Origin of the sequence: Saliphagus sp. GCM10025334 (genome assembly GCF_042663485.1) — an archaeon.
In the GTDB taxonomy this organism is placed as follows: domain Archaea; phylum Halobacteriota; class Halobacteria; order Halobacteriales; family Natrialbaceae; genus Natronosalvus.
This window is the reverse complement of record NZ_JBHTAF010000001.1, coordinates 1,511,185-1,536,381: the sequence shown is the minus strand read 5'-3', so window position 1 is coordinate 1,536,381 and position 25,197 is coordinate 1,511,185. Positions and strand designations below refer to the sequence as shown.

Here is a 25,197-nt window from a genome sequence, read left to right as displayed (position 1 = left end):
TCCCCGTTCCGGAGATGCAACCGAATCGACGGTGGCCGGTCTTTTTACCTCCTGGTCTCCTCGATTCGAGCATGATGGCCACGACCCACGTCTTCGTTGGGCTCGCCCTCGTGGCCCCTGCTGCCGTCGTCGTTCCGGAACTCGCGACGCCACTCGCCGTCGGCGCCGTCGTCGGTGGCCTCCTACCGGACGTCGACCTCGTGTTGAGCCACCGGAAGACGTTTCACTTCCCCGTCTTCGGATTCCTCGCCGCCGGTTTGGCCGTTGGACTCGCGGCGGTCGCGCCTTCCGCAATTACGGCGGGTATCGCTGCCTGTATCGTCAGCGCCTGGGTCCACGCCGTGACCGACGCCCTGGGTGGGGGCCCGGAGATGGATCCCTGGCGAAACCCGAGCGAGCGCGCCGTCTACGACCACGCTCGAGGGACGTGGATCCGGCCACGACGGTTGAATCGGTACGACGGTGCCCCGGAGGATGCCATCCTCGCGACGGTGCTGGCCGTTCCCGCGCTCGTCGTCTTCTCGGATCCGCTTCGATGGCTGATCGTCGCCGGCGTGCTCGTCTCCCTCGCGTACACGCTCTGCAGACGCCGACTGGTCGAGTGGGTCCCGGACTGGATCGAGTGACTGTCCGCGGCACCGACGAGTCGCAACGCTGATACGCTCGGTCGCCGACCGAGCGAACATGCTCGTGGACATCGCCTCCCGGATCGCCCACCTGCTGTTCGCCGCAATCTGGGCCGGGAGCGTCTTCTACGTCGCGTTCGTGGTGTTGCCGCTGGCTCGAGACGGCGCGTTCAACACGACGAAGCCCCTCGAGGGAATCACGACTCGACTCACGACGATCTCGCGCGTGAGCGCGCTCGCACTCTTGCTCACTGGCGGGCACCTCGCCGGGACCGGCTACTCGTTCGATGGCGTCGGTAAACCGAGTCTGTTCTCCTCGCCGAACGGGCGACTCGTCGTGCTCATGGTCGTCTGCTGGTTGCTCCTCGCCGCGCTGGTCGAGGTGGGTGCGAAGCGCCTCGAATCGGGACTCAACGGCAAGAAGCTTCGCGAACCGGCCCAACGCGCGCTTCCGCTGTTCCGGGCCGGAGCGGTCGTGGGACTGCTCTTGCTCGTCATCGGCGGCCTCATCACCTCGGGCGCTGTCTACGTCCTGTAACGACGTCTACCGCCGTCTATCCCTGAAACGGCTTCTTCTAAATGTGTCAGACACGTGAGCTCTTGCCGAAAGATACTTAGTCGGTTACTGTTAGGTAGCTTCATAATGATTAGAGGAAAGGACGTGGCCGTGTCGCTTCTCTTCGTTGGCTCCGCGGCCGCCGCTGGCTATCTCCTTCGGTCCGTCGGGAGACGCGACCCCGACGCCCAGTCGAAGGCCGACGTCGGAGCGCGAATCGTCGACGACGTTCCCCGCAACGCGACCGTTGTCGATAGCTCGAGCCGCCAACTCCGTCGCCTGCCCGGTGTCTCGCGAGCGATTCGTCGCGCGGTTCGTAACGACGCCCGCGAGGAGTGGGAACACGTCACGCTCGAGCGCGACGGCTCCTGGGAGATCGTCGACGCGATTCGCCGTTCGTTCCCGTACTACGACGGGCGCGATGGCGAGTACAACGGCGTCTACGTCAGACACGGCGACCACGTGATCGTCCTCGACGCGATCGGCTGGGCGCGTATCGAAGGGCAAGAACCGGTACAGTAGCGTGAGCCAGTACTAGTTTTCGAAGCGCGCCTGCACGAACGGCTGGACGTCGTCTATGTCGGAGAGTCGAGAGTCCGAAATGAGGACCGCCTCGGTCTCCTCGAGCGGGACCGAGAGGCTAATTTCTTTGGTGCGGCCGTACCGCCCCTTGGAGACGACGACGGCGTTGACGATGCCGAGCATGTCGAGTTCGCTGATGAGGTCGGTGACCCGTCGCTGAGTCAGGATGTCGGCGTCGATCTCGTCGCACAGGCGCTTGTAGATGTTGAACACCTCGCCGGTGTTGATGCTGTGGACGCCGTTTTTCTCGAGGGAGATGATCGCGAAGAGGACGAGTTTGCTCTGAGTCGGGAGGGTGCGGACGACCTCGACCACGCGGTCGAGTTCGATCTTGTCCTGGGCCTGGCGGACGTGTTCCTCGACGATGGTCTCGGCCTGGGAGCGCTCGGCGAGTTCGCCCGCGGTCCGGAGCAAGTCGAGCGCGCGTCGGGCGTCGCCGTGTTCCTGGGCGGCGAAGGCCGCACACAGCGGGATGACGTCCGCCGAAAGGGCGTCTCCCTTGAACGCGACCTCCGAACGGTGCTGGAGGATGTCCCGGAGCTGGTTGGCGTCGTAGGGCGGGAAGACGATTTCCTCCTCGCCGAGACTGGACTTGACGCGGGGATCGAGGAAGTCCGTGAACTTCAGGTCGTTCGAGATGCCGATGATCGACACCCGCGAGTTGGTGAGTTCGGAATTCATCCGCGAGAGGTTGTAGAGCGTGTCGTCGCCCGACTTCTCGACCAGTTTGTCGATTTCGTCGAGCATGATGACGACGACGCGCTCGGAGTAGTCGACGGCGTCGAAGAAGACGCTGTAGACGCGGTCGGTCGGCCAGCCGGTCATCGGCACTTCCTCGAACTCTTCGCGGTCGGTCTCGAGCGAGTCGATCTCCTCGTCTACGTCTTCGATGGAGTCGAACGGTTCGTCCTCGAGGACGTCGCCCTCCGTGTGTGCCAGGGCGTCGGCTTCGTCTATCGGTTCCGCGCCGGCTTCATCGTCCGTCGCTTCGTCGGCGTCTTCGCGGTCCACTCCTTCGTCGGCCTCCTCGAGCGCCGCCCGCATCGACTCCAGTTCATCGATTCGCTCGTCGATTCGCGCCTCGTTCTCCTCGATGAACTTGTTGGCGAGCTGGGCGAGCACGCGGTACTGCGTGTCGGTGACCTCGCAGTTAATGTACTCGACGTCACACGGGACGCTGTACTTCTGGGAGGTGCTCTCGAGTTCCTTGCTGACGAACTTCGCGCTCGCGGTCTTACCGGTCCCGGTCTTGCCGTAGATCAGGATGTTCGACGGGGTCTCCCCGCGAAGGGCCGCGACGAGAATCGTCGCCATCTTGTTGATCTGGTCGCTTCGATGGGGCAGTTCGTGGGGCGTGTACGACGGTCGCAGCACTTCCTTGTTCTCGAAAATCGGTTCGCCGCTGAGCAGATCGTCGAACAGCCCCTGATTCGACTCCTCGCCCTCGGTGGCGCTCTCGAGGTCTGCCATGAAGCCAGCCGGCAACTCTCGATCGCCCGAACGGCCCGAATCCGTGGTATCTGATTTCTCGTCTGACATTCGTCGTACGCATACCCCCTCATTTCGTGTGGAGCGCTCGACCCAAAACGGCCTGTAGATGGCATAAATCCCCGATCAAGTGGCGATTTGAGTACAGCGCGTATTCTCCGGCGTCCAGTTGATGCAAACGAACCAAAGGAACACATACCTAATAAACGCTTCCCTTCAATCCAGGTGACGTTTCTCGGCGTGGCACTTTCTGTCTCGCCGACCGACACGTGACTAAAATCTCTTCCTGCTCTTGTCAGCACATACAGGGCTATTCGGGCCGGTTTTGTCTCGACCGGCGCTTCGAGATCTCGATATCGCTCGATCTCAGGCGACCAGTTCGGATCGATTTTTCGTCCAAATCGATCGCCGATACCCCTTCTTCGCGTGGAACCGGCGTTCGCTCCCGGGACGATCCCTGGTGAGCCGTTCGACCGGGGCGCGTCTCGAGCGGCATCGCTCGGACGAACGACGTTCAGTCCCGTCGAGACGTCAGCTCGTGTGCCGACAGTCGGACCGTTTTTCTCGTCGCCGCCTGTTCGTGCCTCCATGGAGCTTCCGGACGGCTGGTCGACGGGAACCGTTCGAACGAACGGTGTCGACCTCCAGTACTATCGAACCGGCGAGGGCGAGCCGATAGTGCTGGCGCACGGCTTCTACGACACCGGCCGCTGCTGGGAACGGCTTGCGATGGGGCTCGTCGCGGATGGCTACGAGGTACTCACGTACGACGCGCGCGGTCACGGCCGATCCGACGCGCCCGAAACCGGGTACGGGATCGAGGACCGGGTGGCCGACCTTCGCGGCCTCGTTGATGAACTCGTCCTCGAGCGCCCACTCTTGCTCGGACACTCCATGGGCGGCTCGACCGTCGCGTGGACGGCCGCGACCCACCCCGACCTGGCGCGAGCGATTGTCCTGGAGGACCCGGCCGGGATGTACGGCGACCCCGATCTCGGACCGGACGAACGGGCCACAGTCGTCGAGGAGCGGTGTGCCGAGTGGGCGGGCCAGTCCCTCGAGGAACGTATGTCGGCGTTCGACAATCGCGACGAATGGCTCGACCGGCGCCTCGCCGTCGCTCGCGAGGAGGTTCACCCTCACAGCGCCGAAATCGCCCGTGCCGGGTACCCGCTCCTCGAGGAGGCGTTCGCGGAGATCACCTGTCCGACGCTGGTGCTGAAGGCCGACGCCGGGACGCCCCGTCGGGTGCGGGACCTCGAGGCGGCCGCGGCGCTGTCGAACGGGCGACTGGTCCACGTTCCCGACGCCGGCCACTGCGTCTTTCGCGACGAGTACGAGGCGGCATTCGCGGAGCTACGGGCGTTTTGCTCCCAGCACAGTTGATCGTCAGTCGTCCTGTTTCGCCGTTCCGCCTCCCCACCTTGCCTCGCTGTCCGCCCTCGCTCCCCTGTTTCGTCGTCCGACCCGCCCATCTACGACCGGCCCCAATCCAGGGCCGCTTGCGCGCCATCGACCCACCAACGAAGGTCCCGGTACTCGGTCGGCCAGCTGGTGAGGAGTTCGTCTCGAGCAGCCTCGAGTTCGGCCGGCGTCCAGAACCGGGCGGCGGCCACCTCGTCGTCGGCTCGTGGCGTCCCGTGAACGTCCGCGACGTCGACCGCGTAGACGAGGTACGTCTTGTGGACCGTCTCGAACTTCGCGAACGTCCGAACGTCGAACAACACGAGGTCGTTCGGATCGACGGTGAGTGTCGTCTCCTCCGCCAGTTCTCGAGCCCCCGCTTCGTCCGGATCCTCGCCCGCCTCGACCATGCCACCCGGGGTCCCCCACATGTCGCGCTCCGGGAGGTCGACTTTCACGAGTAGGATCGATTCACCGTCGACGACCGCGACCCGCGAACAGGGGCTGGGGTTGTAGAAGACGTGCTCCCCGCAGGCGGCACAGCGATGGACCGTCGGCGGGTCGATGGGGGTCAGCTCTCCACCGCAGTAGTGACAGAACGTCGGCGGTTCGTTGCCCATACGAACGCGAATGATGGGGTGACGACAAGAGTGTTTGCCGGACGACGAGCACTTCACGAAGGCGGTCGTCTCGAGCGCCATACACCGGCGAGAGCGAAAGCGGGAGACGTGAGCGCTCTCGTCTCAACTGTGTATCTGTGGTGCCCGATCACGCGACACGGTGGGTCTCACTGGTCGATGGCGTTCCCACCGTCGACGTCGGTCGCCTCCGTGTACCGCTCCACGTTCGCGGCCGTCTGCCGCTGGGCGCCGTCGTAGGACGCCCCGAGCGCGATGAGGAAGCCGATGATCGCGGTCACGAGCGCGACCCCGCCGAGGGCGACGACGGCGATCGAGAGCACCGTTCCTGAGAGGGCCTGCGCCGACGTCAGCAAAGAGACGGCCGTCACCACCGCGATCAGTCCGAGTAGCCGACCGAATCGGCCGATGTTGAATCCATGGCCGGCGTCGCCGTCGCCGACGTCGAAGAGTTCGTTCAGAACGCCGCTGTACTCGCCGTCGGCTGCGACGTTGCCGAGCGAGTGAATCGAGTGGGCGACCCACAACCCGGCGGTGACGTTGAGGAGCGCGACGAACGAGACGAGCCCCACCTGTCCCTCGACGAACAGGCCGGCCAAGATCGCGTTGACGAACGCGACGACCATGAGCCCGTGAATCGTGACCGAGCGGGTGCCGAAGTCCTCGAAGAGCGTGACGTGTGCGAGCTTCATGCTCCCTATTGGGGCTCGAGACGGATGGCGGGAGACCCTTACAGTGACAATTTTGACTCCGGAGGGTGTCGAGGTGTCCCGTCGGGACGTGGGTGCGAGGATGCCGTCTTTCGCCGGGGTGTGCGCCGCTCGAGGGATCGCTCGGAGTTACTCAACCGAGGCGCTCTATCGACAGTGTCCCTCGAGCGGTCGTACGCCGATCCCCTGCACTCAGAGGAACGACGACGCCAGCGTGTCCGGCGATGTCGGTACACCGAACCGATCCGGTACAAACAGCGTAGGCGTACCGAGTCGCCAGACGACCACGCATACTATTCCGGATGCGACGTTTTGTCGGTCGGTCACGTACGGAGTGCTATGCAGGAGAATCGATCCGGCGACCCCTCCGAGGCCTCTCGTCGAAACGCAGCGATCGGCTGGCTCGTCGTCGGCCTCCTCACCGTGCTCGCCACCGTTCACGTCCTCGAGTCGTCGTACCGGTGGTTCGTCTTCACGGGACTCGCAATCGTGATCGTCCTCCTGCCCGCCGCGGCGCGCCGGAACCCGTTCGCGATGCCGTCCTGGGAACTGCTGGTGCTCGTCGCGATTCCCGTCGTCGACGCCACGGTTCTCGAGGAGACGTTTCTGACGTCGATCGCCACGTACGTCGCTGTCGCCGCCGTCGCGCTCGTGGCCGTCGCCGAAATCGACCGATTCACGGCCGTTCGGATGACTCACACGTTCGCGATTGCACTGGTCGTCCTCACGACGCTCGCGGTCGCCGCGACCTGGAACGTCGTGCTCTGGCTCTCCGACGTTATGCTCGAGACGTCGTACATTCTCACCGGACGCTCCGAGGACGCGGCCAACCACGCGATGATGATGGACTTCGTCTACGCCGCGGTCGCCGGATTGCTCGCCGGCGTCCTCTTCAAACGATACCCGGTGCAGGCGTCGCCGCTGTCGGGCGACGAGGAATCTTCCGAAGCGCCTGACGACCGCTCGAGCCCCGGTCGCGACGAGGAATCCGACAGCACGCCGTCGCTGATTCGAGGGCAATTCGACGTTCCCGAACGAACGGTCAGGAGCGTGGCCTGGCTCCTCCAGGCGGCCCTGGTCGCCGTTCTCCTCTACGGTCTCTTCGCGCGCGACGTGACGACCATCGCCAACGCGAGTATCGCGCTCGCGATCACCACCCTTCCGGCGATCCTCGAGCGAAACTACCGCACGCCGCTCGAGCCGGAACTCGTGGTCTGGATCACGGGAGCGGTCTTGCTCCACGCACTCGGATCGGCGGGGCTCTACGGGCTTCTCGGGCAGTGGGACAGCCTGACACACGCCCTCTCGGCGTCTATCGTCGCCGGCGCGGGTTACGCCGTCGTTCGAGCGATCGACCTCCACACGGACTCGGTCTACCTGCCCAACCGGATGCTGTTCGTCTTCATCCTCATCTTCGTCCTCGCGTTCGGCGTCGTCTGGGAGCTCATGGAGTTCGCTCTCGGGCTGATCGGTCGGTGGTCGGGGTACACGATGGTGCTCGCCCAGCACGGGATCACCGACACGGTCGGGGACCTGTTCTACGACCTCGTCGGCGCCGTCCTCGTCGCCGCCTGGGGATGGGTGTACCTCACCGACGTCTCGTATCGGCTCGCCGACCGCCTCGAGCCAGGGGACGCGGGCCAGGAATCGGAACGCTGATCGGACCGACCGGAACGGCCCGGTTGTCTCGCTCTGCCCCATTAATCGAAGCCGAACCCGTCGTATTTCCTAACAGTCAGGTAAGTGTCTAGTTCATCGTCCCCCGAATAGGCGTATTTCCCCCTCGAAACCGTACGAACGTCCTATGAGTTTTCTCACTGCCAGACGCGAATTCCTCGCAGGCGCGGCCCTCTGTGCGACCGGGATCGCCGGATGTGCGTCACCGTCTGCCACCGAACCGTCCGAATTGAGCGAGACACTCGACCCGACCGATCAGTTACCGGAAGCGGTCAGTCTCGAGACGACGATAGGCGGACTGGACGCGCCTCTCGCCGTCGCGTTCGTCCCCGACACCGACCAGCGGTACGTTGCCGAGCGCGACGGCCGCGTTCTGTTTCACGGGCCGAACGGCGTGCAGGACGACCCCGTTCTCGACCTTCGTGACACGGTCGAGACCGAGGGAGAGAAAGGGTTGCTCGGGATTGCGCTACACCCGGACTTCCCGGCCGATCGTCGGCTGTTCGTCCGGTACAGCGCGCCGCTCCGAGAGGGGATGCCCGAGAACTACAGTCACACGTTCGTCCTGGCCGCGTTCGAAGTGGCCGAGGACGGGGCGCGAGCACGACGTGACTCAGAACGGTCGATCCTCGAGATTCCGCAGCCGCGAGACCTTCACAACGGCGGCGACCTCGCGTTCGGCCCCGACGGGTACCTCTACGTCTCGGTCGGTGACAGCGGCGAATCCCCCGAGGGGGTCTGGTACGACGGTCCAGGCGGCGGGAACGGACAGGACGTGACTGAGAACCTGCTGGGGAGCGTTCTGCGTCTCGACGTCGATACCCGGACAGACGATCAGGGTTACGTCGTCCCGGAAGACAACCCGCTCGTCGGACGAGATGGACTCGACGAGCACTACGCGTGGGGGTTCCGGAACCCCTGGCGCCTGTCGTTCGACGGGGAGGACCTCTACGTCGCGGACGTCGGCCAGAACCGGTTCGAGGAGGTGAACCTCGTCGAGAAGGGAGGCAACTACGGCTGGAACGTCAAAGAGGGGACCCACTGCTACAAAGCAGACGACTGTCCGGACCGAACGCCCGATCACGTCCGGGGCGGCGAACCGCTTCGTGACCCCATCGTCGAGTACCCGCACGAAGGCGACCCGATCAGCGGCGTCTCGGTCGTCGGCGGCTACGTCTACCGCGGGTCCACGCTGTCGGAACTGGATGGGCGCTACGTCTTCGGCGATTTCATCCCCGAGGGGCGGTTGTTCGTCGCCGCCCCTCCCGACGACGTCGACACTGATGTCGACGCCGACGCCGACGGACTGTGGCGGACCGCCGCCCTCGAGCTCGCCGACGCGGAGAAACTCACGCGAGCGCTCTCGTTCGGCCGCGACGAGGATGGCGAGGTCTACGTACTGGGAACGGGATCCGAAGGCGGTGGACTCTTTCAGATCGTCCCGGCCGCGTGATCCGGCTCCCCGCCAGTTTTCTCGGCTCGCTTCGTCTCGAGCCTTCGTCTGAACCCTCTCACGGCGGTCAACCACGTCTCGAATCGCGTGTGCACTGACATCTCAGTCGGGTAGCGTCTCCGACTCCGAGGCCGCAGTGTCGCGACGCCGACGAATCGCCCACAGGAGCGCCGCACACGACCCGGACGCGAGCATCGGCCACCGGTCGGTACTCCGATAGAGATCCCCGGACGGAACCCGGTACTCGAGGATCGGCCAGAAGACGGCGTAGGACTGGCCCGTCGGGGTGATCAACAGAAGGTCGAGCACGTGGTGGGAGACGACGCCGACGGCCACCAGCGCGAGGACCCGTTTGCGCTGCTCCGGCGTCACTAGCCCGACGAGAAGGCCGGTCACGAGCACGGATCCGACGAGGGTGTGCAACGGCTCCCACGAAAAGGGGAGACCGAGCACGCCCGCGACGAACCCGTCCGAAACGACCAGTTCGATTCGGTTCAGATCCGGACTCGCGGCGCCGACCATGACGAGCGAGACGTGTGCCGGACGGAGTGGCTCGTATCGAAACGAGAGGAGCGTTCCGATGCTGTACCCGACCAGGAGGTGCGTGAGCAGATCAGCCACGGTGATCACCGTCATCCCCAGTGTTGTGGGCGTGATGGACGTCTGACGAGCGGCCATCGGACGGACGGCTGTCGGACGCACTTCTTCGCGGTACGAACGCGACCGTCGTCGGGTCGAAACGCCACTGCTGAACGAGTCGGCCGACGATCCAGAGTCCGCCCACCATCGAAACGCCGTACAGGTAGCCGGCATCGGCGGATTCGCGCGTCACCGCCCGTTCGACCACGAGGGTCGATTCGTCCTCGAGGCGTCCGAACGCGTTCACGCGGTCGTTCACCTCGAGCGGTTCGTCGCCGTCTATCATCCGGTCGTCGACGTCCACGAGCGTGAAGCGACCGTGACCGCTGGCGAGCGTCGCGACGACGACGGGGTCGGTTTCGACGACGAAGCCGCCGATGACGACCTGCTCGCCGACGTAGGCTGCCCGGTCTTGCCGCACGTCCATCTGGTTTGGATGCTCGCTTTCCAGGAGTTCGTCGGACATCGAACCCGCTACGAGCAAACAGCCGACCAGGAGGGCGAGGAGAACGAGCCCGGCGAGAACGCGACCGAGCTGGCCGTGTAGCTCTGCCATGGTACCCGTTTCGCTCGAGCGTCGATACGTGTTTTCTTCCCTCGCCACTCTTGCCACTCTCGACGCTTTCGACCCGATTCAATGTGAGAGACGACGGTGGACCGAGACGAAAGGCAAACGGTAGAAACGGCGTGACCTCGTCGAGGATACGGATCGATTAGTGCACTCAGAAGCTACCGGCGTAAACCGTATACCGCACGGGTGTGAGATCGGGTGCGGCATCGTCCTCGGATTCGAGTGACGCTGGTCGAGCACACTCAGCACCAGCCTATCCAGCTTCTTGAAATTGAACACTATCATAATATTTAAATTACACACATGAGATCGGCATGTCATGGATCGATATCCAGCGCCCGATATGGGCGAACGAGTTGGTGTGTTAGACAGACGGTTCGAAGCGCTTCTCATCGATGGAATTCTGGTGGCGGTAATCTTCGGAATCCTCGGCTACGTTGCCGGAACGGTATTCTTCGACGGGCCGTTCGGCGGCTTCGGCGGCCTTCTAGTCTCCTTGCAGTTTGGCGCCCCGGTCGGACTGGTGCTCTATCAAACCTCGTTCGAAGGGTACTTTGGACAGACGGTCGGCAAGCGCGCTCGGGGTATCGTCGTCGTCAGAAAAGACGGTTCGCGGTGCACGTGGACGGCGGCAGTACTCCGAAATCTTCTGCGAATTATCGACGTCCTTCCAGCGTTTTACGTCGTCGGCGTGATTTCGGCGTACGCAACGGGCGATCACCAGCGTATCGGCGATCTCGCAGCCAAGACGGTCGTCGTCGGGGCCGACTGACCGCGAGTACCGGCGTGAACGCACGTCGAACGTCGTCACCTACACCAAGTGTCGAGAACCCTCTCGGTGATCGTTTCTTCTCGACGCGAAACGGAGTTGCCTCCTCCACGCCCTGACGGACGAGGGCTCCCGAGCGCTGGGAGGCCACGAGGTCTCTCGAACCGTGGATGGCGTTTGGCTCGAGCCCGCACGTCCGTCGAAATGCGGGTGAGCAGCGCCAACCACCGCTCGATTTCGGACGGTTTCGGATTCGTCCCTCCGTCATCGGTAGCGGCGACGGCGCGCGGTCCTCGATTATCGACGATCGGTTACCGTCCGATTTCCGTCCGCTCGAGTCGTGCTGGATTAGTCGCTATCGTTGTCGTCGCCGTCGTCGTCATCGTCATCGTCGTCCTCGTCTACTTCCTCGCCGTCTTCGATCGTCTCGCCGTCTTCGTCGTAGTCTTCGTTGGCGTCGTCGCTGTCGTCGCTGTCGTCGCTGTCATCGTCGTCGCTATCGTCGCTGTCGTCGCTGTCGTCGCTGTCGTCGCTGTCATCGTCGTCGCTGTCGTCGCTGTCGCCACCGGAATCTCCCTCGTCGCCGTCAGGACACTCGTCGCCGATCGTAACCGACACCGAGTACGTCTCGGCCGCACTCTGGCTGTTCACGATGACAGACGCCTCGTAGGTCCCCTCCTCGTCGGGATTCACGACGCACTCGACCGTGACGCAGATCCGGTCGCCCGCCTCGAGCGAGTAGCTGCCGCCGAAGTTGAGCGCGATCGTCTTGCTGTCGTCGGCGGCGATCTCGTCCAGATCGTCGACGACGCTGTCGCCGTTGTGTGTGACGTCTACCTTCGCGTCGTCGACGTTGAACAACCCGATGTCGGTTCCTTCCAGGTCACAGACCAGGTCGTTCAGGGAATCCCCGTCGGTATCGTCGCCGACCGTCACGCGGAACGTGTACGTCGTCGTCGCACCCGGCTTCGAGGAGTCGACGGACAGCGTCGCGCCGCCAGTCGTCGTGTCGTCAGTCGTTTCTTCGTCTCCGTCGTCACCGTCGCCAGTATCGTCGCTATCGCTATCGCTTTCCTCTTCGTCGACCTCTTCGCCGTCTTCGATCGTCTCGCCGTCCTCGTCGTAGTCTTCGTCGGTCTCGTTCTCGTCGTCGCCGTCGATCTGTGCGTTCGTTACGCCGCCAATGGCAGCGATCGTTCCCGATGCTGCGAGTGCTTTCAGGACCGTTCGACGTTGCTTGGGTTCGTCAGACATGGTTAGTGGTGAAGGTGTGGAATCGTCTTCGATTTTGTATCCGTCGACACGCTTCGTCCCCATCCCCTTGCGGGGAGGTGTCTACGGATTCTGGGACTCGAGTGTTTACTATCGGACGATTAAGCAATTCGCGTACTGTTTCACTTCTATAATTTCACGAATTCCCACTCGTTTGACGATCTATCAACTGGCCAAATTCGCCACAGAGAGACACTCTCCGTGCCGTTTTTAACGATTGCCTCTCACGAAACGATTCATTCACGAAACTGTCCGTCTCTCCGTCTCTCCGTTTCGAGAGACGAGGACGCTCGTCGACAGGCTCCCCGCCAGCACTCGTCGAGACGCCTAGTCGGCCGCCTCGGTCAGCCGCCGTACGTCGTCGTCCGCGAGCGAGAGCCGCGAGGCCGCGACGTTCGACTCGACGTGATCCGGGTCCGACGTGCCGGGAATCGGCAGGACGACGTCGGCTCGCTCGAGCAACCACGCCAGCGCGACCTGGCGCCGTGTGGCGTCGTGCTCGGTCGCGATTTCATCGAGGAGGTCGCGGTGGGCCTCGAGGTCGTCGCCGTCGATCGGTGCCCACGGGATGAACCCGATGTCGTTCTCGGCACAGACCTCGAGGACGTCCGCCGACGAGCGGTCGTTCACGTTGTACCGGTTCTGGACGGTGGCGACCTCGATCTGTTCGCGGGCCTGGTCGAGCTGTTCCGTGGAGACGTTACTGAGGCCGACCTCGCGAACGAGCCCCTCGTCTTTGAGTTCGGCGAAGGCCGCCACGGAGTCTTCGAACGGCGTGTCGTCGTCCGGTCGGTGGAACTGGTAGAGGTCGATGGCGTCGGTCCCGAGCCGATCGAGCGACGTGAGGACCTGGTTGCGAATGTAATCCGGATCACCGTGGGCGATCCAGTCACCCTCGCGGTTGCGGAGTAACCCTGCTTTGGTCGCGACTAGTACGTCGTCGCGGTCGCCGAGTACCTCACCGACGAGTCGCTCGCTGACGCCTGGACCGTAGGAGTCCGCCGTGTCGACGAAGTCGACGCCGCAGTCGACGGCGCGCCGGACGATCTCGCAGGCGGCCTCCTCGTCCGCCGGCGTGCCAATGATGTCGTCGCCGCAGAGACGCATCGCTCCGAACCCGAGGCGGTGGACGGTCGTGTCGCCGATCTCGAACGTATCGCTCTCGTTTGCGGTCGAGTCACTACTCACGTCGACGTCTCTGGTCTACGGTGGGATAACCGTTGGGCGGTCATTTGCCGTGTTCTCGGTGCCGGGATTGTGTCATGAACTGCCGACCTCGGGGGCTACTCGAGCGAGAATCGCTTCTGCTACGAGTGAAAAAGCCATATTACCTCCCGGATTTGAACCGAAGGAAGACGGTCACTCTCGCTTCGATCGAGCGCTGCGACTTCCAGGGTTCAAATCCAGTCGGTCACACTTTTGCTCCGTACGGACGGCTCGCTACGCTCGCCGTCTTGTGCGTCGCAAAAGTGCCGCCTCCCGGATTTGAACCGGGGACAGCTCGATCTTCAGTCGAGTGCTCTCCCAGTCTGAGCTAAGGCGGCTCACTCCTACCTCCGGCGATGATATAAAAAAGGATTTCGAATGCCGCTCGAGCGACGGGGGAGGAGAGTTGGATAGCCGTTACGAACGACAACATCTTTCACCGAGGTATCCTTTCGAAACGCAATGGCGATTCCAGACTCGCCCGATGGGGCACCGGCCTCTCCCAGAGAAGCGGGCAAGTCCCTCTACGAAGGAACGCTCGACGTGTTGATGACCGGTATCGCGATCATCGTTCCGCTCGTCATCACCCTTTACGTTCTGCAGATCGTCCTCGAGTTCATTACCAACGCGTTAGTGCCGTTCATCGAACTCCTGCAGTGGTTCGGGATCATCGACTGGTTCCGACGCACGGAACTCGTCGGTGCGCTCGTCCAGATGGGGCTCTACCCCTACATTATCGGCTTTCTCACGGAACTCATTACCCTCGCGCTCTTGCTGGGGATCGTCGTCGTCGTCGGCTCGATCGGTCGCCACCGCTACGGCGAGCGGGCCATCGAGATAGTCGACCTCGCAATCGCCGCTATTCCCGGGTTCGGAACCGTCTACAAGAGCTTCCGTCGCATGGGTGACGTCATGCTCGACAACGAGGCGGAGAACTTCCAGGAGATCAAACTCGTCCAGTGTTTCGACGACGACATCTACGTGATCGGTTTCGAGACGAGCACCTCGCCGGAGACGATTGCGGACGTAACCGGCCACGACGAGATGGTCACGCTGTTCATCCCGCTCGCGCCGAATCCAGTAACTGGTGGCTTCCTGACGCACGTCCCGCGAAGCCGCGTCATGGACGTCGACATGACGATCGAGGAGGGCGTCCGGAGCATCCTCACGAGCGGCGTCGCCAGCGGCGAATCCGCCAGCGACCCGACCCCGGTCACCATGGGCGACCTCGAGAAGGTCACGGACATCGATCGGCTCCAAGATGCGATTACCGCCGACGCCGACGCCGACTCCGTCGCCGACGACGACGAATCGCGGTAACTGACGGCAAAATCGGTGCCACTGCGCTGGTGGTCATCCCCGTATTCGACGACAATGGCAATGGATCGTCGACGTTCGCCCCCCTGAGAATCGACGACGTGAGGACGCCGGAGGGACCTGAACACCTTGCACACACAACCCTCGTTCGTAGGTCGAGGGCCGTGGTACGCGCAATTGCAATGCTTGGCACCCTTCGGTCGTTCGTCCGGGAAGCGATTAGCCTCGTCATCGCAGTTATCACGTTTCCGCTGCGGTTACTCCGGTCGCTCGTGTAGCGACCGGATCGCTGATGGGCGAACCGGCCAATTTCGTCACCCCACCGCTCGATCGTTCGATCCCTCGAGTGTCGGTAGACTCATCGATTCCGATAGTCGACCATTACGCCGGCGTATGTTGGAATTTCGGATATTCAAGACACCCTTTTCAGCGCCGCTCGCCTATGATAAGCTATGGAAGCGCTTCCCTCGAGTGAGGCAGACGAGCAACTCACAGCGGACGTGATTCTCGAGTTGCTCGCCAACCGCCGTCGTCGATACCTCCTCTACGCGCTTCGCGGCCGCACGGAGCCCATCGAGTTATCGAAACTGGCCGAAGAAGTCGCTGGCTGGGAGCACGACGTGCATCCCGACGACGTCGCGAAGAACGAGTACAAGAGCGTGTACGTCTCTTCGGTTCAGTGCCACGTTCCGAAACTTGCCGACGCTGGCGTGGTCGACCACGACGACGACAATCACACGGTCATTCTTGCCGAGAATTTCGAACAACTCGAGCCGTATCTCAGGGTGGTGATCAAGGACGAACCCGAGAACTCGCGGCTCCACGACGCGCTCGAGGTCGAACGCGGCGACGGGTTGCTCGGGTCGCTTCGTCAGCGGCTCAAGTCCTGACTGTTGTGGGGTTTCGGCATCCAGATCGTCGTCTCGAGAGGAGTTCTGTAGTGGGAAGTTATTTCTCGCGTCGCTTCGGTGATTCTCCTGGACTTGGAGACGAATCGATCGAACTCGAGTCGCTTCGGTCCGTTCGTCGCCTTTCTCGTGCGTGGTCTTGACGTCCATCCTCTACTCGAGCGACTCCTGGACGGTAACGGAGATCGTTCACATGTTGGCTTTTGCCGTTGCTCGAGGTGTGCGTCCTCACGGTATTTTTCGTGTCGTTTGTACCGCCGCTCGGGACGGATTCCTGTGGTTGCGAACTTACCTTCTCAAGGGCATATGGGCTCGGGAGGGTTCGAACAACGCGAAGACGGTCGCTCTTGCTTCGCTCGAGCGCTGCGACTTCTCTCGTTCGAACCGCCCTCCCGTTACAATCCTGCTGCTCACGGATTGTTCGCAGCAGGAGTAGTGGGCTCGGGCGGGTTCGAACCACCGACCTCGGCCTTGTAAAGGCCGCGTCATAACCAGCTAGACCACGAGCCCGTATCCGACCAGAGCGGGCCCGTGCGAATAACCTTTACTTTCTCGAGTCGAAGACGAGCCTGGATGCGACAGTCCTACAGGCGCGTCTGGTCTGCGCTCGTCGTCGTGGTCGTCGTGCTCGCGGTCGGCTACGGGCTCGTCCAGCTCTCGATTCTCCCCGCGCCGTGGACACACGATAGCGGCGACGTGCGCGTCGTGGACGGGGACGGGATCACTAAACTCGCCGTCGACGTCGAGGTGGCCGACACCTACGAACAGCGCTACACCGGTCTCAGCGACCACGACTCCCTCGAGAACGGCACGGGAATGCTGTTCGTCTACAGCGACGAGGACGACCGCACCTTCGTCATGCGCGAGATGGACTTCGACATCGACATCATCTTCATCGGGGCCGACCGCGAGATTACCCAAATCCACCACGCGCGGGCGCCAGAGTCCGGCGAGGACGGCGAGGACCTCCGGTACTCCGGCGAGGCGAAGTGGGTCCTCGAGGTTCCACGAGGAACGGCCAACGAGTCGAATCTCGAGGTCGGTGACGAGGTCGAAATCGATCTCGAGGACTGACGCGCCCGCGTTTTCGACGACGGAAAATCGGCGGTATCGAACGATTGTCGCGAGTGCGAACGGTGACTTCCGGCAACACGTTCCGGAGCTAACGGGTTGCGATCTGGATATATTTCGATTCGTAGGCAACGTTTATTGCTGACCGTCCACTCAGCCAGTGCAATGAGTAGTGCTGACTGGGATGAAGACGACCCGTTCGAGGAACAACGGGAGAATATCGAGAATCCCATGCAACGCCTGGTGTTCGAGTATGGCCGGCCGTACTGGTTCTCAGTTACGTCCGGGATTACCGCGAGCGTTTTCGCCCGGTTGCTCGATTTGATTCCGCCGATTTTACTCGGACTGGCGATCGACGCGATATTTCTGCAGGACCGCCCCTTCGACCTACGTTTCGTTCCGAGCGAGTGGTTGCCGACCGAGCAGGCCGATCAGTTCACCCTGACGGTCGTCATCATCGCGCTCTCGTTTACGATCGGCGCGGCGTTTCACTGGCTTCGCAACTGGGGGTTCAACGCGTTCGCACAGGACATCCAGCACGACGTGCGGACGGACACCTACGACAAGATGCAGCGCCTCGATATGGAGTTCTTCGCCGATAAGCAGACCGGGGAGATGATGTCGATTCTCTCGAACGACGTCAACCAGCTCGAGCGATTTCTCAACGACGGACTCAACTCGGCGTTCCGACTCGGGGTTATGGTCCTCGGGATCGCTGCGGTGCTGCTGACGATCAATCCACAACTGGCCCTCGTCTCGATGGCCCCTGTGCCCCTGATCGCGGTCTTCACCTACATCTTCGTCAAGAAGATCCAGCCGAAGTACGCTGCGGTGCGCTCGAGCGTCGGAGAGGTCAACTCCCGTCTCGAGAACAATCTCGGCGGCATTCAGGTCATCAAGGCCGACAACACCGAGAACTACGAGTCGGGGCGCGTCGAGGACGTCTCTCGGAAGTACTACGACACGAACTGGGGGGCGATTACCATCCGGATCAAGTTCTTCCCCGGTCTCCAGATCATCTCGGGAATCGGGTTCGTCCTGACGTTCCTCGTCGGCGGATATTGGGTGTTCAATGGCGCGCCGGGCCCCTTCTCCGGCGAGCTGGGTGTCGGGGAGTTCGCGACGTTCATCCTGCTCACCCAGCAACTCGTCTGGCCGATGGCGCAATTCGGACAGATCATCAACATGTACCAGCGAGCGGAGGCGTCCGCCGAACGCATCTTCGGCCTGATGGACGAACAGGGACGCATCGAGACCGACGTCGACGCTCCCGACCTCGAGATCAACGAGGGTCGCGTCGAGTACGACGACGTGACGTTCAGCTACGACGAGGAGGAGGTCATCGTCGACGACATCTCCTTCGACGTCCCTGGCGGCGAGACGATCGCTCTCGTCGGTCCAACTGGTGCCGGGAAGTCGACCGTCCTCAAGCTCCTGTTGCGCCTCCACGACGTCGACGACGGAGCCATCCGGATCGACGACCAGGATATCCGTGAGGTCTCCCTTCCGAGTCTGCGCCAGTCGATGGGCTACGTCGGTCAGCAGTCGTACCTCTTCTACGGGACTGTCAAGGAGAACGTCACCTACGGGACCTTCGACGCCAGCGAGGAGGAGATCGTCGAGGCCGCCAAAGCCGCCGAGGCACACGACTTCATCCAGAACCTGCCCGACGGCTACGACACGATGGTCGGCGAGCGCGGCGTCAAACTCTCCGGCGGCCAGCGCCAGCGGCTGTGTATCGCGCGAGCGATCCTCAAGGACCCGGAGATCCTCATCCTGGACGAGGCGACGAGCGACGTCGACACCGAGACCGAGATGCTCATCCAGCGGTCGATCGACCACCTCACGGAAGAGCGGACGACGTTCGCCATCGCTCACCGCCTCTCGACGATCAAGGACGCCGACCAGATCGTCGTCCTCGAGGGCGGCGAGATCGTCGAGCGTGGCACTCACGGCGAGTTGATCGAAAACGACGGACTGTACGCCCACCTCTGGGGTGTGCAGGCGGGCGAGATCGACGAACTTCCCCAGGAGTTCATCGAACGTGCCCAGAAGCGAACGGCGCGGACGCAGGCGCGTCGGGGCGGCGATTGAGCGTTAGAAGGATTCGTCTTCGGACTGGACGTCCTCGCCCGAGGGATTGTCCTTCTGTCGCTCTTCGCCGGGTGCCGGCGGCGTCCGGTCGCTGTAATTTTTCCGTCCGATGGCCTCGTCGCCGACCATGTTCATGACGGCCTGTTCGACCTCCTCGTAGGACTGGTACCCGTCCTCGTTCAGCGGCCCGATGAGTTCCTCGAGCGTCGCGGTCTCCTCGCCCATCTCGAGTTCGACGTCGCCGTGATTCTCGAGCAGTTCGTCCTGTGAAACGGGGTAGTCGTGGTCTTTCAGTTCGTCCTGGAGCGCCCCCAGTTCGATGCCGAGTTCGCGGGAATCTTCGCTCATGGGTGCCTGTCCATCACCGTGCGGGAAACCAGTTTTCCCTGCCATCGCGTGCTCCACTGGGCCAGCGAAATCTCTGGAGCGGGCGTTGCGGTGGCTACAAGGCCCGACCGCTCCTCGTGGCGACCATGCACCTCGAGGAGGCCACCTGGACCGACGTCGCCGACTGCGAGACCAACCTCGTCGTCCTCCCGGTCGGAAGCACCGAACAGCACGGCCCCCACGCGCCGCTCGGGACGGACGTCTTCACCGCCGAGGCCGTCGCGGACGCCGCCCTCGGGCGAATCGACCGCGAGGTGATTCGCGCGCCGGCGGTCCCGGTCGGCGTTGCGGAGGAGCACCGTCACTTTCCCGGGACGATGTGGGTCTCACCGGACACCTTCCGGGCGTACGTTCGCGAGTCCGTCGCCAGCCTCTCCCACCACGGGTTTGACCGCGTCGTGATCGTGAACGGCCACGGCGGGAACGTCGACGCCCTGCGGGAGGTCGCCGCGACGATCACCCGCCACGACGACGCGTACGCGGTCCCGTTCACCTGGTTCGAGGCCGTGGGCGAGCACGCGAGCGAGATGGGCCACGGCGGGCCCCTGGAGACGGCGCTCCTGCGCCGGTGTCGCCCCGGCCTCGTTCGAGAGGACCGACTCGAGGACGCGAAGGCGGGCGCCGCCGAGCGCTGGGGCGAGTGGGTCAGTTACGCGAACCTGGCGGTCGATTCGGCGGAGTTCTCCGAAAACGGGGTCGTCGGTGATCCGACAGCGGGCGACGAGAAACTGGGCGCGGAACTGCTCGAGTTAGCCGCAGCGGCTCTCGAGCGGTTGCTCGAGGCGGTTGCGGAGCGGGACGTCTCGGGTCCCGAGCGACGCTAGTCGGTGGTGGCTGTCGAGTTTCGAGGTTCGGGTTTCGGACGTGGGCTGGTGTCGGGTTATTCGTCGTCTTCTTCCGCTTCTGCTTCGTCCTCGTCCTCGTCTTCGTCTTCGTCGTCAGCCTCCTCGCTCCCCGCATCCTCGAGCGTTCCCCGAAGCGCCGGAATCGTCGCCGTGAGTTCGCCGACCTGCTCGCCTGCATCGGTGATGTTCTCGAGGGCCTCCTCCAGGTCGGCGATCTCTTCCTCGAGGTCGTCGGCGTCCTCGAAGGCGTCGGCGCGTTCGCCCATCGTGTACCACTTCTTGGCGTCGCGGAGGTGGTCCTCGGCGTCGCCGACGTCGAGGGCGGACTTGAGGCCGTTGAGCACGCCGAGGACGTTCTCTGCGTCGGTCTCCCAGATGTCGTCGGCGTCTGGGAGGGCGTCCCAGGCGTCCCCGAGGGAGGATTCGACGTCCGAGCGCATCTCGGAGGCGGCTTCCCCGAACAGTTCGTCGTCGTCCAGTGAGGCTTGACTCATGGCGCCCACTTCACGGGCACCGGGGTTAAAAGATAGCCCGAAAGTGAAAGTGAACATGCGGTGAACGAGGGCTCTCGAGGGAAAATGGCGTCCCGGTTTCGAAACGGTTGACACCGGTGTCGATGCCGGGGATGGTCCGTGCGGTTGACCGGGGTGATTTGTGCGATCAGCCGTGGTCGCTCGTGCGGTTGGCCGGGGTGGCTCGTGCAATTGGTCGGTATGGCTCTGCGGTCGGCCGTTCTGGCAATGGGAATCGGCTCGAGACGTTACGACGACTCGAGACCCGACCGCCCGTCGCGCGAACCAACCAGCTTCGTCGCGAAGAGGTCGGCCGTCGGCTCGAGCGAACCGTAGAGGACGACCGCGAGGGCGACGAGCAGCGGCAGCGCTAGGAGGAGGAATACCACGTCGTACAGCCACTCGAACCCGCCCAGCAGCGGCGTGATCGCCGCGGCCAGTCCTCGATGGGCGACGAGGACGGCTGCGAGGACGGTCGCGACCCGGGTCACGGACGCGATGCGCTCGGCGACCTCGGGAGCGTCCCGCAGTCCCGTCTTCACGAGGTCGGCCAGCGCCGGGGCGAGCAACAGGAGGAGGCCGACGACGGTGAGCGTCGCGACGGCGCTCAGGAGGGCGGCGACGGTGAGGGGAGTCCCGGGGACGAGCCAGCCCGCACCTGGCAATTGCGTCGCCACCCACAGCACGACGAGTACCGCGGCCGACGCGAGTCCCAACTTCGTCACTCGCTGCACCATTCGCGGGTCGAGCGTCGAACGACCGGATTCGTCTGAGTACATGGCTGTAGTCGATGGCGACCACGGAGGGGGTAAAAAACGCCGACCATCGTCCGCGGGGTTCGTGACTGTTCTCCTCCATTTGGGACCGTTCACGGGATTTAACGGGTCTATAGCGATCGGACGCGTTATCGGTTCATCGACTCGAGACTCACCGACGCACCGACTCGAGGCGCATTAGCGGGTAGCCGTTCTCCATCGCCATTCTCGTGACGACCTCGACGTCCTCGTAGGTGACGTCGATCTCGACCTCGAGGAACTGACCCGTGAGTTCCGTGTACTCGGCGGCTCCCTCCTCGAGCGCGGCCTCGAGGGCGTCCCTCTGCACGTCGACGGTCACGTCGGTGCAGTGGGGCTGGTTCTCGATCGCTTCCTCCATCGCTCGCGCGAGGCTGTCGGCGCTCTCGAGGCTGATGGGCGTGCCGGCGAACTGGTGGTAGAGCGAGCCGAACTTGATGCCGGCCTCGAAGCAGGCCTGCTGGGCGTCCGTTGGAGCGGCGCTCGAGTCGTCGGCGTCGTCGGTAGGCATACGTTCACTTTCGCATCGGGGCCTGTGGTCGTTGCGGTCCGCGGTGACGACGACGAGCGAATCGCGCGAACGGCCGTCTGCTCTCGGGCTCGCACGAAGAGTAGTTGATGTGAAGTTTTTAAGAGTCGGGAGCGACACGTAGTACGTATGGGTATCCTCTCTCGGACGTCGTACATCATCCGGTCGAAGCTCAACGCGATCCTCGACCGCTCGGAGGATCCGACGCAGACGCTCGATTACTCCTACGAGCAGATGCGCGACCAGCTCCAGCAGGTCAAACGCGGCATCGCCGACCTGACGACGCAGAAAAAGCGCCTCGAGATGCAGAAACGCCGCCTCGAGGAGAACGTCGAGAAGCACAACGGGCAGGCCCGAACGGCGGTCCAGCAGGGACGGGAAGACCTCGCCCGGAAGGCCCTCGAGAAGAAGAAGGCCAAGATGAACCAGATCGAGGAGCTCGAGCGCCAGATCTCGGACCTGCAGAACCAGCAGGATCGGCTGATCGAGCAGAAAGACGAGCTCCAGGGTCGCATCGAGGAGTTCCGCACGAAGAAGGAGACGATGAAGGCCCGGTACGAGGCCGCCGAGGCGAGTTCCACGGTCTCGGAGGCGATGACCGCCACGGGAGAGGAGTTCGAGGACGTCGGCCGGGCGATCGAGCGCGCCGAGGAGAAGACCGAGGACATGGAGGCTCGTGCCGCCGCGATGGACGAACTCCACGAGTCGGGCGCGTTCGAGGACGTCCTCTCGGACAAGGACAGCATCGACCGCGAACTCGAGTCCCTGTCGACCGACAGCGGCGTCGACGCCGAACTCGAGACGCTCAAGGCCGAGATGGGCGGCGAGGGGGCGACTGAGTCCGAGGCTGACACAGAGGACCTCGAGGCGGAAGTCGAAACCGAACCCGAGGCCGACGCCGACGTGAGCGACGCCGAGGTCGAATCCGAACTGGCCGAACTCAAAGAAGAAGAGGAAAACTGATCGCGAGCGCCGTTCCTCGAGTCGTCCGGTCGCGGTGACTGGCTCCGATCGAGTTGCTTCGAGTCCGCCCGGATACAACTGCGGTTTCGGGGTCGAGAGACCGGGCGCCGGTATTGCTACATAGTCGCCGCGTTCGCCTCGACCGAGGGTCACAACCCTCGAGCGGGGGATGTAGATAGACGCTTTCGCGGCGAGCGAGGAAGCATTCTCAGCCGGGGCAGTCTGGAACGTGCCGAAAGTGAAGCGGCGGGCGACAGACCGTACGGCCGCTCCCCTCGTCAGGTGGGCGTCCCGAGTGCGGCAATGTCGTACGCCGCGATGTCGGCCGGCGACGCGAGGACGTACGCGGTAAACGCCCACGTATCGCCGGCATCGAGGTCGCTCGTGTGCTTGAAGTAGGTGCCGAGCAGGTTGTCGGCGTCGTCGTAGACCCGGACGCGGATCTCGACGAGTGCCAGCCGATCGTTACCCGCGTTCTCGAGGGTTCCCTGGACGGTCGAGCCCTGGTAATCGTCTTCCAGGACGAACTCGTGATCGACGAGGGTGATCGCGTCGAGTGGCGAGACGCCGTCGGCGGGGCCGTCGTCGGCGAGCGCCGCGGCGGCGGTCATCTCCTCGGCCGTTCGCCCCTCGCCGTCGACGTCGACGGGGACACGCTCCGTCTCCGCTCCCTGCTCGTCGTCTGTCCCACCGTAGGACGGAGTCGTTCCCGTTCCGAGGCAGCCGGCGATCGCCAGTCCGGCGACCGATCCGACGGCAGCGAGGGCCCCGCGTCGTGACGTCGAGGGTCCGGGGCGCTCGTTTCGGTTGGTCGGTGGGTCCTGCCAGTCCGGATGCTGGCGGTGCGATCGCTCGTCGCCTGTGCTGTCCGTGCTATACGTGCTCCTCGCCGACGTCGAGTTCGTTCGCTCTCCGTCCTGGTCGCTAGTCGCCATCGCACGTTTCACGTCTATGCCAACCGGGTTTAGTCTGTGGCATGCACCTGAACGGGTGCCAGGGAGTGGCGGCCCCGCTGGTCGTCTCAGAGTGGGTCCTGAATGGGTGGCGTCAGTCTCTGGAACCGCGTTTGCGGGCGTCGATCGATCACGACATCCGTTTGCAACGACGACGCTTTTGCTCGTGGCCGGTGAACGCCGACTATGGTCGGTGACGAGACGAGCACAGCCGACGAGGCATCGGCCTCGAGACGACGACCAACCGTTCTCGCCCGCTTCCAGCGATGGGTGCTCGTCGACGGCGATCGGCTGTTCATCGCCGCGTGGATTTCGGTCGGTGCGTTCCTGTTCTTTCTGGGACTGGACTGGCTCGGCGTCATCTCGTTCGCCAACGCCAACTCGATAACTCGGCTGGCGAGCGGGATGGTCGCCGGAACGTTCTCGCTGGTCACGCTCGTCGTCTCGATCAACCAGCTCATCCTCTCACAGGAGTTCACGTCCGCCGGAGCGGCGGAGGATAGACTCGAGGGCGTCGAATCCTTCAGATCCGAGGTCGCAGAGACGATCGGCGACCCGGTCGCCCCGGCGTCGCCGGCTCGCGTTCTCGAGGAACTGTTCGCGTCCATCCACGAGGGAGCGACCACCCTCGAGGATGAGGCGGACACCCTCGAGGGCGACGCCCGGGAGGACGTTCGGCGGTACGTCCGCACCGTCGAATCGAGGACGGATCGCGCCCAGACGATCCTCTCGGAATCGAGTACCGAAACGTTCGATGCGGTGTCGGTCGCCGTAAAGTACGACGTTTCGAGGCACCTCTACACCGCCAAGCGACTCGGACAATATCACGAGGGAGCCCTCTCGCGACCGGCCCGGGAGGCTCTCGACCGGATCGTCGCGGATCTCGAGTTGTTCACGGTCGCCCGCGAACACATCAAAACGACGTACCTCCAGCGGGAGCTGACTCGCTTCTCCCAGCTCACGATCCTGACCGGGGTTCCGGCAATCACGTCGGCGTTGCTAATCGGGTTTCTGTACGCCGGTCGGACGGGGGCGGTCATCGCGTTGCCGGCGCTTCCGTGGGTAGTGAGCGCCCTACTCGCCGTGGTCTTCGTCCCGCTCGCGCTGCTCACGGCGTACATTCTACGGACGGCGACGATCACGCGGCGGACGGTCTCTATCGGACCGCTGGTTCTCGAGTCCGAGTCGGGATCGATGTCGGATCGGCGTGCATCCGACCCGGACTCCAGGTGA

26 protein-coding genes and 2 tRNA genes are annotated in these 25,197 nt (G+C 63.6%); 14 read left to right on the top strand and 14 right to left on the bottom strand.

All coding sequences use genetic code 11. The features are described 5' to 3' along the window. Nucleotides 1–74 precede the first annotated feature (74 nt). The 3 genes from ACFQO4_RS07210 to ACFQO4_RS07200 all read left to right on the top strand — a co-directional run bounded on the left by ACFQO4_RS07210 (nt 75) and on the right by ACFQO4_RS07200 (nt 1,704). Complete coding sequence (locus ACFQO4_RS07210; protein WP_500260478.1) at nt 75–626, top strand: metal-dependent hydrolase; 552 nt, start codon at nt 75–77, stop codon at nt 624–626. 58 nt (nt 627–684) lie between these two features. Continuing rightward, nucleotides 685–1,164, top strand: coding sequence for a copper resistance protein CopD (locus ACFQO4_RS07205; protein WP_500260241.1), 480 nt, complete (start codon nt 685–687; stop codon nt 1,162–1,164). 105 nt (nt 1,165–1,269) lie between these two features. Beyond that, a complete protein-coding gene (locus tag ACFQO4_RS07200; protein ID WP_500260240.1) occupies nt 1,270–1,704 on the top strand; it encodes a hypothetical protein in 435 nt (144 codons plus the stop codon). A gap of 12 nt (nt 1,705–1,716) precedes the next feature. Here ACFQO4_RS07200 and ACFQO4_RS07195 read toward each other — a convergent pair whose 3' ends face one another. Further along, complete coding sequence (locus ACFQO4_RS07195; protein WP_500260239.1) at nt 1,717–3,303, bottom strand: Cdc6/Cdc18 family protein; 1,587 nt, start codon at nt 3,301–3,303, stop codon at nt 1,717–1,719. 537 nt (nt 3,304–3,840) lie between these two features. On the opposite strand from ACFQO4_RS07195, the gene ACFQO4_RS07190 reads away from it, so the two are divergent. Beyond that, complete coding sequence (locus ACFQO4_RS07190; RefSeq protein ID WP_500260238.1) at nt 3,841–4,638, top strand: alpha/beta fold hydrolase; 798 nt, start codon at nt 3,841–3,843, stop codon at nt 4,636–4,638. A gap of 89 nt (nt 4,639–4,727) precedes the next feature. On the opposite strand, the gene ACFQO4_RS07185 is transcribed toward ACFQO4_RS07190, so the two are convergent. Next, complete coding sequence (locus tag ACFQO4_RS07185) at nt 4,728–5,276, bottom strand: NUDIX domain-containing protein (protein ID WP_500260237.1); 549 nt, start codon at nt 5,274–5,276, stop codon at nt 4,728–4,730. A 167-nt stretch (nt 5,277–5,443) separates the two neighbouring features. Beyond that, complete coding sequence (locus tag ACFQO4_RS07180) at nt 5,444–5,986, bottom strand: hypothetical protein (RefSeq protein WP_500260236.1); 543 nt, start codon at nt 5,984–5,986, stop codon at nt 5,444–5,446. Nucleotides 5,987–6,343: 357 nt separating this feature from the next. Between ACFQO4_RS07180 and ACFQO4_RS07175 the strand changes: the two genes are divergently transcribed. Together ACFQO4_RS07175 and ACFQO4_RS07170 are read left to right on the top strand one after the other, a co-directional pair. Then, a complete protein-coding gene (locus ACFQO4_RS07175; protein WP_500260235.1) occupies nt 6,344–7,663 on the top strand; it encodes a DUF2238 domain-containing protein in 1,320 nt (439 codons plus the stop codon). Nucleotides 7,664–7,808: 145 nt separating this feature from the next. Continuing rightward, nucleotides 7,809–9,134 (top strand): PQQ-dependent sugar dehydrogenase, encoded by a 1,326-nt coding sequence (locus ACFQO4_RS07170; protein ID WP_500260234.1) that lies wholly within the window; start codon nt 7,809–7,811, stop codon nt 9,132–9,134. Nucleotides 9,135–9,236: 102 nt separating this feature from the next. Here the strand turns inward: ACFQO4_RS07170 and ACFQO4_RS07165 are convergent, their stop codons facing one another. Both ACFQO4_RS07165 and ACFQO4_RS07160 read right to left on the bottom strand, forming a co-directional pair. Further along, nucleotides 9,237–9,755: a metal-dependent hydrolase gene (locus ACFQO4_RS07165; RefSeq protein WP_500260233.1), complete on the bottom strand. Its 519-nt coding sequence runs from the start codon at nt 9,753–9,755 to the stop codon at nt 9,237–9,239. Continuing rightward, complete coding sequence (locus ACFQO4_RS07160; protein ID WP_500260232.1) at nt 9,748–10,329, bottom strand: OB-like fold-containing membrane protein; 582 nt, start codon at nt 10,327–10,329, stop codon at nt 9,748–9,750. Before ACFQO4_RS07160 ends, ACFQO4_RS07165 begins: the two co-directional genes overlap by 8 nt. 334 nt (nt 10,330–10,663) lie before the next feature. On the opposite strand from ACFQO4_RS07160, the gene ACFQO4_RS07155 reads away from it, so the two are divergent. Continuing rightward, the gene (locus ACFQO4_RS07155; RefSeq protein ID WP_500260231.1) at nt 10,664–11,116 is read left to right on the top strand and encodes an RDD family protein; all 453 of its coding nucleotides are present in this window, start codon (nt 10,664–10,666) and stop codon (nt 11,114–11,116) included. Between the two features lie 345 nt (nt 11,117–11,461). On the opposite strand, the gene ACFQO4_RS07150 is transcribed toward ACFQO4_RS07155, so the two are convergent. From ACFQO4_RS07150 to ACFQO4_RS07140, 3 genes are all read right to left on the bottom strand, one after another. Continuing rightward, entirely contained in the window at nt 11,462–12,367 is a 906-nt protein-coding gene (locus ACFQO4_RS07150; protein ID WP_500260230.1) for a hypothetical protein, read from the bottom strand. Nucleotides 12,368–12,712: 345 nt separating this feature from the next. After that, nucleotides 12,713–13,573 (bottom strand): aldo/keto reductase, encoded by an 861-nt coding sequence (locus ACFQO4_RS07145; protein ID WP_500260229.1) that lies wholly within the window; start codon nt 13,571–13,573, stop codon nt 12,713–12,715. Between the two features lie 282 nt (nt 13,574–13,855). Next, nucleotides 13,856–13,929: transfer RNA gene (locus ACFQO4_RS07140), tRNA-Phe, on the bottom strand. A 124-nt stretch (nt 13,930–14,053) separates the two neighbouring features. Between ACFQO4_RS07140 and ACFQO4_RS07135 the strand changes: the two genes are divergently transcribed. Both ACFQO4_RS07135 and ACFQO4_RS07130 read left to right on the top strand, forming a co-directional pair. Then, entirely contained in the window at nt 14,054–14,911 is an 858-nt protein-coding gene (locus tag ACFQO4_RS07135) for a DUF502 domain-containing protein (RefSeq protein WP_500260228.1), read from the top strand. 449 nt (nt 14,912–15,360) lie between these two features. Continuing rightward, entirely contained in the window at nt 15,361–15,798 is a 438-nt protein-coding gene (locus tag ACFQO4_RS07130; RefSeq protein WP_500260227.1) for a DUF7344 domain-containing protein, read from the top strand. A gap of 454 nt (nt 15,799–16,252) precedes the next feature. Here ACFQO4_RS07130 and ACFQO4_RS07125 read toward each other — a convergent pair. Continuing rightward, nucleotides 16,253–16,326: transfer RNA gene (locus ACFQO4_RS07125), tRNA-Val, on the bottom strand. Nucleotides 16,327–16,389: 63 nt separating this feature from the next. On the opposite strand from ACFQO4_RS07125, the gene ACFQO4_RS07120 reads away from it, so the two are divergent. Beyond that, a complete protein-coding gene (locus ACFQO4_RS07120) occupies nt 16,390–16,890 on the top strand; it encodes a DUF192 domain-containing protein (protein ID WP_500260226.1) in 501 nt (166 codons plus the stop codon). Between the two features lie 162 nt (nt 16,891–17,052). Continuing rightward, nucleotides 17,053–18,981 (top strand): ABC transporter ATP-binding protein, encoded by a 1,929-nt coding sequence (locus ACFQO4_RS07115; RefSeq protein ID WP_500260225.1) that lies wholly within the window; start codon nt 17,053–17,055, stop codon nt 18,979–18,981. 3 nt (nt 18,982–18,984) lie between these two features. Here ACFQO4_RS07115 and ACFQO4_RS07110 read toward each other — a convergent pair whose 3' ends face one another. Then, a complete protein-coding gene (locus ACFQO4_RS07110) occupies nt 18,985–19,329 on the bottom strand; it encodes a DUF5789 family protein (protein ID WP_500260224.1) in 345 nt (114 codons plus the stop codon). A gap of 125 nt (nt 19,330–19,454) precedes the next feature. On the opposite strand from ACFQO4_RS07110, the gene ACFQO4_RS07105 reads away from it, so the two are divergent. Further along, nucleotides 19,455–20,192 carry a creatininase family protein gene (locus ACFQO4_RS07105; RefSeq protein ID WP_500260223.1) on the top strand — a complete coding sequence of 246 codons (738 nt, stop codon included), beginning with the start codon at nt 19,455–19,457 and terminating at the stop codon, nt 20,190–20,192. 56 nt (nt 20,193–20,248) lie between these two features. Here ACFQO4_RS07105 and ACFQO4_RS07100 read toward each other — a convergent pair whose 3' ends face one another. From ACFQO4_RS07100 to ACFQO4_RS07090, 3 genes are all read right to left on the bottom strand, one after another. Next, nucleotides 20,249–20,707 (bottom strand): DUF5790 family protein, encoded by a 459-nt coding sequence (locus tag ACFQO4_RS07100; protein WP_500260222.1) that lies wholly within the window; start codon nt 20,705–20,707, stop codon nt 20,249–20,251. A 266-nt stretch (nt 20,708–20,973) separates the two neighbouring features. Next, on the bottom strand, nt 20,974–21,504 hold the full coding sequence (locus tag ACFQO4_RS07095; protein ID WP_500260221.1) for a hypothetical protein: 531 nt from the start codon (nt 21,502–21,504) through the stop codon (nt 20,974–20,976). 148 nt (nt 21,505–21,652) lie between these two features. Beyond that, complete coding sequence (locus tag ACFQO4_RS07090) at nt 21,653–22,030, bottom strand: dihydroneopterin aldolase family protein (RefSeq protein WP_500260220.1); 378 nt, start codon at nt 22,028–22,030, stop codon at nt 21,653–21,655. A 147-nt stretch (nt 22,031–22,177) separates the two neighbouring features. Here ACFQO4_RS07090 and ACFQO4_RS07085 point away from each other — a divergent pair, with 147 nt between their 5' ends. After that, the gene (locus ACFQO4_RS07085; protein ID WP_500260219.1) at nt 22,178–23,011 is read left to right on the top strand and encodes a PspA/IM30 family protein; all 834 of its coding nucleotides are present in this window, start codon (nt 22,178–22,180) and stop codon (nt 23,009–23,011) included. Nucleotides 23,012–23,289: 278 nt separating this feature from the next. On the opposite strand, the gene ACFQO4_RS07080 is transcribed toward ACFQO4_RS07085, so the two are convergent. Further along, a complete protein-coding gene (locus tag ACFQO4_RS07080) occupies nt 23,290–23,946 on the bottom strand; it encodes an FxLYD domain-containing protein (RefSeq protein WP_500260218.1) in 657 nt (218 codons plus the stop codon). Nucleotides 23,947–24,150: 204 nt separating this feature from the next. On the opposite strand from ACFQO4_RS07080, the gene ACFQO4_RS07075 reads away from it, so the two are divergent. After that, nucleotides 24,151–25,197, top strand: a complete 1,047-nt coding sequence (locus ACFQO4_RS07075; RefSeq protein ID WP_500260217.1) for a DUF7972 family membrane protein — start codon at nt 24,151–24,153, stop codon at nt 25,195–25,197.